The 12,238-nt window shown below is 64.3% G+C and carries 10 protein-coding genes; 4 read left to right on the top strand and 6 right to left on the bottom strand.

Going from position 1 to position 12,238, the window contains the following annotated elements; all coding sequences use genetic code 11:
• The first annotated feature begins 62 nt into the window (after positions 1–62).
• Positions 63–1,229, top strand: a complete 1,167-nt coding sequence (locus B5V02_RS13075; RefSeq protein ID WP_111544599.1) for a pyridoxal phosphate-dependent aminotransferase — start codon at positions 63–65, stop codon at positions 1,227–1,229.
• 19 nt (positions 1,230–1,248) lie between these two features.
• Here the strand turns inward: B5V02_RS13075 and hemA are convergent, their stop codons facing one another.
• Positions 1,249–2,526: a 5-aminolevulinate synthase gene (hemA, locus tag B5V02_RS13070; RefSeq protein WP_111544598.1), complete on the bottom strand. Its 1,278-nt coding sequence runs from the start codon at positions 2,524–2,526 to the stop codon at positions 1,249–1,251.
• Between the two features lie 266 nt (positions 2,527–2,792).
• Here hemA and galE point away from each other — a divergent pair, with 266 nt between their 5' ends.
• The 3 genes from galE to B5V02_RS13055 all read left to right on the top strand — a co-directional run bounded on the left by galE (position 2,793) and on the right by B5V02_RS13055 (position 6,972).
• Complete coding sequence (gene galE, locus B5V02_RS13065; RefSeq protein WP_111544597.1) at positions 2,793–3,788, top strand: UDP-glucose 4-epimerase GalE; 996 nt, start codon at positions 2,793–2,795, stop codon at positions 3,786–3,788.
• A gap of 104 nt (positions 3,789–3,892) precedes the next feature.
• Complete coding sequence (locus B5V02_RS13060; protein ID WP_111544596.1) at positions 3,893–5,143, top strand: D-amino acid dehydrogenase; 1,251 nt, start codon at positions 3,893–3,895, stop codon at positions 5,141–5,143.
• A gap of 2 nt (positions 5,144–5,145) precedes the next feature.
• A complete protein-coding gene (locus tag B5V02_RS13055; RefSeq protein WP_111544595.1) occupies positions 5,146–6,972 on the top strand; it encodes an alanine racemase in 1,827 nt (608 codons plus the stop codon).
• Between the two features lie 64 nt (positions 6,973–7,036).
• Here B5V02_RS13055 and B5V02_RS13050 read toward each other — a convergent pair whose 3' ends face one another.
• The 5 genes from B5V02_RS13050 to B5V02_RS13030 are packed head-to-tail and all read right to left on the bottom strand — an operon-like array spanning position 7,037 to position 12,234.
• Positions 7,037–8,413, bottom strand: a complete 1,377-nt coding sequence (locus B5V02_RS13050) for an FGGY-family carbohydrate kinase (RefSeq protein ID WP_111544594.1) — start codon at positions 8,411–8,413, stop codon at positions 7,037–7,039.
• Positions 8,410–8,727 carry an L-rhamnose mutarotase gene (rhaM, locus tag B5V02_RS13045; protein WP_111544593.1) on the bottom strand — a complete coding sequence of 106 codons (318 nt, stop codon included), beginning with the start codon at positions 8,725–8,727 and terminating at the stop codon, positions 8,410–8,412. Before rhaM ends, B5V02_RS13050 begins: the two co-directional genes overlap by 4 nt.
• Entirely contained in the window at positions 8,727–9,722 is a 996-nt protein-coding gene (locus tag B5V02_RS13040; RefSeq protein WP_111544592.1) for an ABC transporter permease, read from the bottom strand. Before B5V02_RS13040 ends, rhaM begins: the two co-directional genes overlap by 1 nt.
• Positions 9,719–10,696 carry an ABC transporter permease gene (locus B5V02_RS13035; RefSeq protein WP_111544591.1) on the bottom strand — a complete coding sequence of 326 codons (978 nt, stop codon included), beginning with the start codon at positions 10,694–10,696 and terminating at the stop codon, positions 9,719–9,721. The genes B5V02_RS13040 and B5V02_RS13035 overlap by 4 nt, the downstream gene beginning before the upstream one ends.
• Positions 10,693–12,234, bottom strand: coding sequence for a sugar ABC transporter ATP-binding protein (locus tag B5V02_RS13030; protein ID WP_111544590.1), 1,542 nt, complete (start codon positions 12,232–12,234; stop codon positions 10,693–10,695). Before B5V02_RS13030 ends, B5V02_RS13035 begins: the two co-directional genes overlap by 4 nt.
• Positions 12,235–12,238: the final 4 nt, after the last annotated feature.

Below are 12,238 nucleotides of genomic sequence, written 5' to 3'. Positions count from 1 at the left end.
TTTTCTGTTTTCGCATCTGGTAAGGAGCGCTGATTAACGCCCGAGATTGGAACGGAGCCGCCATGACCTTGATCGACAGCTTGCGCGCGGAAGCCCGCGCAGCGCCCGAAAGCGGCATTGTCGCCGTCGTCAATTACGGCCGCCTGCGCGAGGGCATGATCCCGCTCTGGGCCGGTGAGGGCGACCTGCCGACGCCTCCATTCATCACCGATGCCGCGTCGAAGGCGCTGGCCGGCGGCGAGACGTTCTACACCTGGCAAAGGGGCATCCCCGATCTCAGGCAAGCGCTTGCCCGCTACTACGCCAGGCATTTCGGCAAGACCTTCCCCGAGGAACAGTTCATCGTCACCGGGTCCGGCATGCATGCCATCCAGCTGGCGCTCGACGCGCTCGCCGGCGCCGGCGACGAGGTTGTCTATCTGTCGCCGGCCTGGCCGAATTTCGACGCTGCCGCGGCGATATCGGGAGCCGTTCCGGTGCCGGTCACGCTCGACCATTCCGGCAATGGCTGGTCCTGCGACGTCGAGAAGATCGCGGCGGCGATCACGCCGCGCACCAAGGCGCTGTTCATCAACACGCCGTCGAACCCAACCGGCTGGACCGCCGACCATGAGACCTTGCAGGCGATCCTCGATCTTGCGCGTGCGAAAAACCTCTGGATCATCGCCGATGAGATCTATTCGCTGTTCCACTATGGCCATGGCCGCGCGCCGTCCTTCCTCGACATCGCGACGGCTGAGGATCGCGTCCTGTTCGTCAACAGTTTTTCCAAGAACTGGGCGATGACCGGCTGGCGCGTCGGCTGGATCAAGACCCATCCCGCCTTGCAGCAGGTGTTCGAGAACCTGATCCAGTATTCGAACTCCGGCGTCGCCCAGTTCATGCAGCGTGGCGCGGTAGCAGCCCTTGATGAGGGCGATGGTTTCATTGCCGAACAGGTGGAGCGGGCGAGGAAGGCGCGCGACTTGGTCTGCGGCATTCTCGGGGCCACCGGCCGCGCCCGGTTCACCGTGCCGCAAGGCGCGTTCTATCTGTTCTTCACGGTCGACGGCATCACCGATTCACGCACCGCCGCCTTCGACATCGTCGACAAGGCCAATGTCGGCCTGGCGCCCGGCACCGCCTTCGGCCCCGGTGGCGAAGCCTTTCTCAGGCTGTGCTTCCACCGCCGCCTCGACCAGGTCGAGGAAGCGGCGCACCGGCTGGCGAAGTGGATGAAGAGCGTTTGAGTGGAGTTTCAAACGGGCTTCAGCCGCCTGACTTGGGCACCAGCAGTGGAATGACCCGGTCGCTCTTGGCGACCGAAGGCCGGCCGGCGGAGCCGTAGGGAATGCCCAGCGCATCCCAGGTCTCGACCAGCGCGTCCTGTAGCTCCGCGATCAGCGCGTCGGAATGGAACGGCGTCGGCGTGATGCGCAGCCGCTCCGTGCCGCGCGGCACGGTCGGGTAATTGATCGGCTGGATGTAGATGCCGTGCACGCCAAGCAGGCGGTCGCTTGCCATCTTGCAGAGTTCCGGGTCGCCGACCAGCAGCGGCACGATATGGGTGGGCGACTCCATCACCGGCAGGCCGGCGGCCGAGAGGATCTGCTTGGTTCGCGTCGCCTGCCGCTGCTGGGCATCGCGCTCGGCCTGCGAGCGCTTGAGATGGCGGATCGACGTGGTCGCGGCGGCGGCGATCGCCGGCGGCAGCGCCGTGGTGAAGATGAAGCCCGGCGCATAGGAGCGCACGGCGTCGATGACAGCGCTGGTGCCGGTGATGTAGCCGCCGAGCGTGCCGAACGCCTTGGCCAGGGTGCCTTCGATGATGTCGATGCGGTCGGCGAGGCCTTCGCGCTCGGTGATGCCGCCGCCACGCGGTCCGTACATGCCGACGGCATGGACCTCGTCGATATAGGTCATGGCGTTGTGGCGCTCGGCGAGCTCGACGATCTGCTTGATCGGCGCGATGTCGCCATCCATCGAATAGACGCTTTCGAAGACGATCAGCTTGGCGCGTTCGCGGCCGGCCGCCTGCAGCAAGCTTTCCAGATGCGCGACGTCATTGTGGCGGAAGATCTTCTTTTCCGCACCCGAGCGCCGCACGCCTTCGATCATCGAGGCGTGGTTCAGTTCATCCGAAATGATCAGGCAGTTGGGCAGAAGCCGTGCGATGGTCGAGATCGACGCTTCGTTGGAGACGAAGCCGGAGGTGAAGACAAGGGCCGCCTCCTTGTCGTGCAGGTCGGCAAGCTCCAGCTCGAGCTCGACCAGCGGGTTGCTGGTGCCGGAAATGTTGCGGGTGCCGCCGGCGCCAGAGCCCATCTTGCCCGCCGCATTCTGAAACGCGGCGATGACATCGGGATGCTGGCCCATGCCGAGATAGTCGTTGGAGCACCAGACGGTGATTTCCTCCGCGCGGCCATTGGAACGCCAGATGGCGCGCGGAAACTTGCCTGCAATACGCTCGAGGTCGGCGAAGACGCGGTAGCGACGCTCGGCATGGAGCTGATCGATCGCTTCCTCGAAGAACCGCTGATAGTTCATGTCGACTTCCCAATTTTGCGCGGGATCATAATCATTGCCCTATTGGTCGTCCACCGGGCCTTTTTGGTCAAAATGCCACGCCCCGGACCTGTTCCTAACGACCACGGATCGTGGCCTATTCCCTTGATGTGGATCAACTTTGTTTCAGGATGATGCCACATGCCGATGATGCCGGTTACCACGGGTTCTAATGGCCATGCGGCAGGCTTTCCAGTAAGGCGGTGGTTGAGACAGTTTCCGATAAATCTTAAGATGCGAGGACTGGGATGACGGTTTTGTTGACAGGCGGTGCCGGCTATATCGGCAGCCATATGGTCTGGGAGTTGCTGGATGCCGGCGAAAGCGTGGTCGTTCTCGACCGCCTTTCGACCGGCTTCGAATGGGCGGTGGCGCCCGAGGCAAAGCTGGTCGTCGGCGATGTCGCCGACAAGGAACTGGTTGGCGGCATCATTCGTGACAATCAGGTCGACGCGATCATCCATTTCGCCGGTTCCATCGTGGTCCCGGAATCGGTCGCCGACCCGCTCGGCTATTACGAGAACAACACCTGCAAGACGCGTACGTTGATCGAAACCGCGGTGCGCGAGGGCGTGCCCAATTTCATCTTCTCCTCGACCGCCGCCGTCTATGGCGGCGCTGGACTGGAGCCGGTGCGCGAAGATGCCCGCCTGGCGCCGGAATCGCCCTATGGCCTGTCCAAGCTGATGAGCGAATGGATGCTGCGCGATGCGGCAATCGCGCATGGGCTCCGCTACACCGCGCTGCGCTACTTCAACGTCGCCGGCGCCGACCCGAAGGGCCGCACCGGCCAGTCGACGCCCGGCGCCACCCATCTGATCAAGGTCGCTTGCGAAACGGCGCTCGGCAAACGCCCCTTCATGCAGGTGTTCGGCACCGACTACCCGACGCCGGACGGCACCTGCATGCGCGACTATATCCATGTCAGCGATCTGGCGGCGGCGCATCGCCTTGCCCTGCAGCGGCTGCGCGACGGGGGGCAGAGCCTCGTCGCCAATTGCGGCTACAGCCATGGCTATTCGGTGCTCGAGGTCATCGACAGCGTGCGCCGCGCCTTTGGCCATGATTTCGAGGTGAAGATGGGCGATCGCCGTCCCGGCGACGCCGCGGCGGTGGTTGCCAATTCGGACCTCGCCCGCGCGGAACTCGGCTGGACCCCACAACGCGACGATCTCGACCAGATCGTTGCCGACGCACTGGCCTGGGAGCGCATCCTGACCGGCAAGAACTCCGCACGGGGCTGACAAGGGCTTTCTCCAAGGGCTCGCAAGGCGCGCGGTGAAGCGCTATTGAAGGCATTCGCGGCAGGCGTGGAGGCGCTGTGCCGCGAAGAGTTTCGGGGGATGGCATGAAAATAACGGTGCTTGGGGCCGGCGTTGTCGGTACGGCGGCCGCCTATTATCTGGCCAGCGAAGGTCACGACGTCACCGTGATCGAGCGCCATGCGGCGCCGGCGCGCGGCACCAGCCAGTCGAATGCCGGCCTGGTGTCGCCGGGCGACGCCACTGCCTGGGCCTCGCCGGCGGCGCTGAAGACCTTCCTGCGCGCGCTCTACAACCATGATCTCGGCATCAAGGTGCGGCTGCGCTTCGATCCCTATTTCCTCGCCTGGAGCCTGCGCTTCCTGCGCCAGTGCACGAAAGAGCGCTTGCGCGCCAACAGCCGGGTCAAGCTGCGCCTGGCGCTCTATTCGCGCGACTGCATCAACGCCATCTCCGCCGACACCGGCATCGGCTATGACGAGCGCAAGAAAGGCATCCTCTATTTCTTTCGCTCGCAGCACAGTCTCGACACCGGCACCGACAATTATCGCTATCTGGCCGAGCATGGCCTGCCGATCGAGATCGTCGGCCGCGACCGGCTGATCGAGCTTGAACCGGGTCTTGCCGGCGTGAAGGAAAAGATCGCCGGTGGCGTCTATTCGCCGATCGACCAGACCGGCGATTCCCGGCAGTTTGTGGAGAAGCTCGCCGCCTACGCCGCCGAAAAGCTCGGCGTGAAATTTCTCTACGGCACGACGGTCGAGGGCCTCGACATCGAGGGCGACCGGGTGCGCGCGGTGATGACTTCGGCCGGTCCGATTGCCGGCGATGCCGTGGTCATCTCGATGGGACCGGAGAGCGGCTTGCTCGGCCGCCGTTACGGCATCGACCTGCCTGTCTATCCGGTGAAGGGCTATACGGCGACGATTCCCCTGGAGGACGAGAGCAAGGGTCCGACCATGGGCGGCGCCGACGAGGACCAGCTGATCGCCTATTCCAGGCTGGGCAACCGGCTGCGGCTCGCCTCGACCGCCGAATTCACCGGCTTCGACCGCACCCACAAGCCAAGCGACTTCGCAGCCATGTTCAGAACCGGGAAGGATCTGTTCCCCGGCGCCTTCGACGAGAAGAAAGCGGAGCTGTGGGCGGGCCTGCGGCCGATGATGCCAAACTCGGTGCCGGTCATCGGCCAGGCGCGGTATGAGAATCTCTATCTCGACACCGGCCATGGCCATGTCGGCTGGACCATGGCTTGCGGCTCGGGGAAATTCCTTGCCGATCTGGTCGCCGGCCGCAAGCCGGAGATCGATCCGCAGGGACTGGTCTACGGAGGCTAGGAATGTCGGGACCGCAAGTCGCCATCGACCTTGGCCGCATCGAGCGCAACACGCGCACAATCGTCGAACGCTGCGCGCTGTCGGGCATCAAGGTGTTCGGCGTCACCAAGGGCACCTGCGGCATGCCGCAAGTGGCGCGCGCCATGCTACGCGGTGGTGTCGCCGGCATCGCCGAATCGCGTTTCGAAAACATCCGCCGGCTGCGTGACAGCGGCATCAACGCACCGATCATGCTGCTGCGCAGCCCGCCGATGGCGCGTGTCGAGGAAGTGGTGCGCACCGTCGACGTGAGCCTGCAGTCGGAACTGACCATCATCCGCGAGATTTCGCGCATCGCCGAGCGCATGGGCCGCGTCCACGACATCATGCTGATGATCGACCTCGGCGATCTCCGCGAAGGCATCTGGCCGAGCGACCTGATCCCCACAGTCGAGCAGATCCTGCAGTTCAAGGGCGTGCGCATTGCCGGCATCGGCACCAATCTCGGCTGTTTCGGCGCCATCATGCCGACCGAGGAAAATCTCGGGCAGCTCGTCGCCCACGCCTACAAGACCGAGCGCCTGTCCGGCAAAAGCCTCGACTGGATCTCCGGTGGCGCCTCGTCGTCGCTGCCGCTGTTATTGGAAGGCAAGCTACCGGCCGGCATCAACAATCTGCGCGTCGGCGAGGCGATCCTGCAAGGTGGCGTCGAAACCTTCCGCGATGTGCCGTGGGCTGAACTCGAACCCGACGCCTGCCGCCTGACCAGCGACATCATCGAGGTCAAGCTCAAGCCGTCACGGCCGATCGGGCAATCCGGCTACGACGCCTTCGGCAACCAGCCGGTCTTTCCCGACGAGGGCGACAGGCTGCGCGCCATCGCTAATATCGGCCGCGAGGATGTGCTGGTCGAGGGGCTGACGCCGATCGCCAAGGGCGTGCGGGTGCTAGGTGCCTCCAGCGACCATCTGCTGCTGGATGTCGCTGATGCCGATCCGCCGCCGGCCGTCGGCGACCGCGTCGCCTTCCGCATGAGCTATGGCGCCATGCTGCTGGCGATGACCTCGGAATATGTCGAAAAGGCCCCGATGCACGATGTCGAGGATTTTTCCGGCCGCAAGATGGTGTCGATACTGGCGGAACAGGGCGCTGCCGGCATCCTGGCCCGGGAAGGAACCGGCGCCCGGCTTGAGGCGATGAATTTCGACGTCGTCGAACTCGCCGATATCGAGCGGCCGCCATCGGGGTTGATCCGGCTGGCCGCCGGCGCCGATCGCCGCATCGCGCACAAGGCGCTGACGGCAACGGCGCGCGCGACGCATTCCTTCGGCCTGATCTGGATCGATTCCATCGCCGCCCTAATGCCCGAGGACGAGGATGGCATCGACCTTCCGGAAGGCTCGGTGCTGGCGCGCGCCCTCGGCCTCGACCACAAGGCGGGTGCGCTGCAGCCGCAGCTGTCGCCGGAGAATGTCGTTATCGTCGGCCTGCGCCACGCCGATCCGGCGGAAGCGCGGGTGCTGAAGGATTCGCGCGTCGCGGCCTTCACCATGACCGATATCGACGCCATGGGCATGCGCGACCTGATGCATGAGGCGATCCGCATCGCCACCTCCGGCACGCAGGGTTTTCATGTCAGCTATTCGCCTGATGTCACCGAATTCGCCGGCTGGGCCGCCGGCTCCGGTGGCCTCACCGTGCGCGAAACCCATCAGGCGATGGAGGCAATCGCGCTCTCCGGTGGGCTGCTGTCGATGGATGTTTCGGGCCTGAGCGCGGATCTGGAACCTCGGATCGGCACCGACACGATCAACTTCGTCATGTCGGCCTTCGGCAAGCGGATCTTGTAGCTGGGCATGATGCCGAAAAGTGGGTTCCGGTTTTCGGAAAAAATCATGCCCAAACAAACAGACCCTATCCCTGTGCTTCGACCGCCGCACGCCACGCGCTGACGTAATTGACCCAGGCCGGATCGGTCGGCGGCTCCATTCTTTCGCCTTTGCCATGAGCCGTTGCCCGGTCCCTAGCCAGCAACGCGGCGCCGATACTGGTGCCGGTGGCGGCCTCGGACGCGACAACGGCGCGCGCCGTGCTTGCCGCCAGCATGCCGACAAAGAGCCGGTTGCGCGCAAAGGGCCCTTCGACCGTGGTCGGGCCGTCGGCGCCGATCAGGTCGAGGCAGGTCGCCGTCATCAGTGCCAGGTAGAACGAGATGGCGGCAAAGCGCTGGCCACTGTTCATGCCGTCAGCGTCAAGCCATATCGCGGCATGGTGCGGGAACGGTCCCGACCCTTGCTGGGTCGATGGCAGCAGCAATGTCTTTTGCGCCAGCACGGCGCCGACATCCTCTTCGGTCCAGTTGTCCGGATGGCCTTCCGTCAGCACGGAAAACTCGCGGCCTCCCATGAACCGTGCCGAGGGGACAGGGTTGCCGAGCGCACTGACATTGACCAGCGTATCGCGCGCCGCATCCAGCACAATCTGTTTGCCGCCGACGGCCATCGACACCACCCAGGTGCCAGTCGAGACCACGGAGAAGGGTGGCGCGTCGGACAGGAGATGCGGCAGCAGCGAGGCGTTGGAATCGTGCAGGCCGCAGAACACCGGCGTTCGCGGATCGATGCCGGTTCGCGCGGCAAGCGCGGGCAGGATCGGGCCGAGGCGGTCTTTGGCTGGCCGCACCGGCGCCATCAGGTCGCGCCAACCCAGGCGGTCGACCAGCGATGAAAAATCCGCTTGCCACGGGTTCCACAGATCGGTGTGGCAGCCGAGCGAAGTCACCTCGTTGGCGGCGACGCCGGTCAGGCGTAGCGCCCAGTACTGCGGATACATCAGCATCGCGGCGGCCTTGGCGAATTCCGCCGGGAAGCTTTTTTGCTGCCAGAAGAATTGCGCGCCGAGATTGAGGCCGAGCGGCAGGCGCGGCGTGCCGGTCTCGGCGAAGGGTGGGCGGATCGCATCATAGTCCACTGCCAGCCTGTCGGGGCCATCGAATTCATAATCGAGGACTGGCAGCACAAGTTCGCCCGCAGCGTCGACCAGCGTGCCCGTCGCACCATGCGTGGTGATCGAAATGGCGTCGATGCGCTGTTCGCGGTTGAGGCCGGCAAGGCTGTCGAGGATGAACGTCCACAACGCCTCGACATCGTGATGCGGGTAGGGCGCCTGCCGCACCGGCGCATTGGCCATGCGGCGCAGCGCGATCTCACTCAACGTCGCGAGATCGACCAGCGCCACCTTGGCATTGGTCTTGCCGATGTCGATGACGGCGATGTGGCGCATCGCGCTCATGCCATATGGAACACGGTTTCCAGCGGCACGGCCACCGGCTCGTTGTCCGGCTTGGTCTCCATGATGTCGGCCATGTGAGCCCACCAGCGCTGCATCACCGGATGCTTCGGCAGATCGTCCATACCGTGATCGTCTCGCCGCCACAGCACGCCGAACAAAATGTTGGTCTCCGCGTCGACATGGATCGAATAGTCGGAAACGCCGGCCTGCTTCAGCAGAGCGACCAGCGATGGCCAGATCTCGTCGTGACGCTTCTTGTATTCGGCCTTCATGCCCGGCTTGAGCTTCATCTTGAACACGTATTTCTCAGCCATCAGCGTCCTCCGCGCAGCCGCCGCCAGACGATCGGCAGCGCGATGACGATGATCAGCAGCAGGCCGATGAAGATCGACATGACGATGCCGGGCACGTTGAGCAGGCCAAGGCCGAAGGTCACCAGCCCCATGATGAAGGCGGCGAGCACGACGCCCAAAATGCTGCCGGCGCCGCCGAGGATGCTGACGCCGCCGAGCACCACCATGGTGATGACTTCGAGCTCATAGCCCTGCGCGATTGACGGCCGGGTCGAGCCGAGCCGCGAGGTGATCAGCACAGCGGCGATGCCCGACATCAGCCCGGTCAGGCAGAACAGGATGAACTTGGTGCGGCCGACGCGCACGCCGGAAAACTGCGCCGCGACCGGATTGTTGCCGATGGCAAAGACACGACGCCCGAAACTCGTCCGATGCAGCACGAACCAGTAGACGACGGCCGCGATGAGGAAGAGCACCAGCTCGAACGACACCACCCACCAGACGTAACCCTGGCCGAAGAAGGCGAAGCTTTCGGGATAGCCCTTGTAGGCCTGGTCGCCGAGGATGATGAAGGCGATGCCGCGAAACAGGCTCATCGTGCCGATGGTGACGACGATGGACGGCAATCCCAGCCGTGTCACCAGCAAGCCGTTGAAGGTGCCGCAGCCGAGCCCGACGACGATGCCGATCAGCACCAGCACCGGCGTGCCGGCGCCGGCCTGCACCGCCATGCCCATCATGGTCGACGCCAGCGCGATGATGGCAGCCACCGACAGGTCGATCTCGCCGGAAATGATCAGCAGCGCCATGGCAAAGGCGATCAGGCCCTTCTCGGTGAAGTTGAAGGTGAGATCGGACAGCGAATAGGGATCGAGGAAATAGGGCGAGGCGAAGCTGTTGATGGCGAAGATGGCGGCGGCCACCACGACCAGCAGCGCCTCCCAGGAAAAGATCGCTGAGCTCAGCGGCTTGTCGAGCCGGTCGGGAATGTGGCGGGGGGCCGGGACGTCGGTCATGCCGCCTCCACTTTTTTGAGGATGATGCGGCCCTGCTGGCGTTCGCTGCGCGCGTTGAGCACGACGGCGAGAATGATGGCGCTGCCCGAAATCGCCATCTGCCAGAAGGGCGAGATGTTGATCACCGGCAGTGCGTTGGAAATGATGCCGAGGAACAGCGCGCCGAGCACCGTGCCGCCGACCGAGCCGATGCCGCCGGCGATCGAGATGCCGCCGATGACGCAGGCGGCGATGATGTTGAGCTCATAGCCGTTGGCGACCTCGACCGAGGCGATCACATAGCGCGAGATCCAGAGGTAGCCGGAAAGCCCGCCGATCATGCCGGAGATGCAGAAGACGATGAATTTCGTCCGGCCGACATCGATGCCGGCATAGACCGATGCCGTCGGATTGACGCCGATGGCATAGATCGAACGGCCAAGCGCTGTGCGTGTCATCAAGACGAAGAACAGCGCGATCACCAGGATGGCAATCCACGACAGCACCGGAATGCCGAGGAAGGCCGCACGCTGAAAGCCGATGAAGTCGGGGCTCATCTTGTCGGCATTGACCCAGGCGCCGCCGGACAGGACGAAAGTGGCGCCGCGATAGATCGTCAGCGTGCCCAATGTCACCACGATCGAGGGGATGTTCAGCCGCCACACCAGCAGGCCGTTGATGGCGCCGAGCACCAGCCCGACGACCAGTGCGATGACGATCAGCAGCGGGATCGGGATCGCCGGGTGTGCGGCGTTCAGCATCGCCACGACCATGCCGGTGAAGCAGAGGTTGGACGCCATCGACAGGTCGATAGACCGGGTCAGGATCACCACCATCTGGCCAAGCGCCAGGATCATCAGGATAGAGGTGTCGTTGAACACCTGGCGCAGATTGCCGGGGTCGGCAAAGGCCGGGAAGCGGGTCGAGATCAGCCCGATCAGCACGACGATGGCCGCAAGCAGCCAGATTTCGCGGTATTTGAGAAAGGCTTTCATGCCGCGATCCCCGCTGCCGTCCTGACCAGCGTCTCGGCGTCCAGTCCCTTGTTGTCATAGACCGCCGCGACAAGGCCTTCGCGCATGACGACGACGCGGTCGGACATGCCGAGGATTTCCGGCAGCTCGGACGACACCATGATAACCGACAGGCCCTGTGCCACCAGCTCGGCCATGAAGCCGTGCACGGCGGCCTTCGAGCCGATGTCGATGCCCTTGGTCGGTTCGTCGAGGATGATCACCTTGGGCGTGGTCGCCAGCCATTTGGCGATGACGATCTTCTGCTGGTTGCCGCCCGACAGCGTGCCGACATCCTGGCTGAGCGAGGAAGCGCGCAGGTCGAGCCGCTCGGTGTAGGAGCGGGCGAGCGCGAACTCCTCCGACAGCCGCAGCAGGCCGGATTTGGAGGTGCGGTTGAGCGAGGGCAGCGAAACGTTCTGGAAGATCGGCAGGCCGATCACCACGCCCTGCTTGCCGCGTTCCTCCGGCACGTAGACGATGCCGGCATCGATCGAATCCGCCGCCGATTTCGGCGCGATCGTCTTGCCTTCCAGCGTGATCGTGCCGCCATTGGTGCGGGTGATGCCGGATATCGCTTGCATCACCTCGCTGCGCCCGGCGCCGACAAGGCCGTAGAAGCCGAGGATCTCGCCCTTGTGCAACTCGAAGCCGATGTCGTTGAACTCGGTCGGGTGCGACAGGCCGGAAACGGAAAGCACCGGCGCGCCGATCTCGGCCTTGCGCTGCGGAAAGATATGGTCGACCGAGCGGCCGACCATCATGCGCACGATCTGGCTCTGGCCGGCATCCTTGATCAGGCCTTCGCCGACCATCTCGCCATCGCGGAACACCGTGTAGCGGTCGGCGATGCGGTAGATCTCGTCGAACTTGTGGCTGATGAACAGGATCGCCTTGCCTTCGCTCTTGAGGAACTCGATGAGCAGGAACAGCTCCTCGATCTCCTTCATCGAAAGCGCCGCGGTCGGCTCGTCCATGATGACGATCTGCGCGTCGATCGACATGGCACGGGCGACGGCGACGAGATGCTTGTTGGCGATGCCGAGGTCCTTCAGCCGCGCATCGGCGTCGATATGGCCGGCATGCATGGTGTCGAGCACTTCGCGCGCATTCTTGCGCATCGTGCGCCAGTCGATGGTGCCGAAGCGCGTGCGTGGCGCGTGGCCGAGAAAGATGTTTTCAGCGACCGTCAGATCGTCGAACAGCACCGTTTCCTGATGGATCGCGGTAACGCCATAGCCGAAAGCGGCGTGCGCGCTGGGCAGAGTGATGGCCTGGCCGTCTATGCTGATGGTGCCCGTATCGGGCTGGTAGATGCCGGTCATGATCTTGACCAGCGTCGACTTGCCGGCGCCGTTTTCGCCGATCAGGGCTGTCACCTGGCCCGGATAGAGCGACAGGCTGACATCGTGCAGCGCGCGCACACCGGGAAAGCTCTTTGAGACGCCGGACAGCGTCAGGCGTGGGGTCGAGGCCAATGGCCTCTCCTTTGCCGTGCCGTGTTGGGCTGTCGTGTCCATCGTC

The organism is Mesorhizobium kowhaii (genome assembly GCF_003253745.1).
Lineage (GTDB): Bacteria > Pseudomonadota > Alphaproteobacteria > Rhizobiales > Rhizobiaceae > Mesorhizobium > Mesorhizobium kowhaii.
The sequence above is the reverse complement of the archived record's forward strand: the minus strand, read 5'-3'. Positions and strand labels throughout refer to the sequence as shown.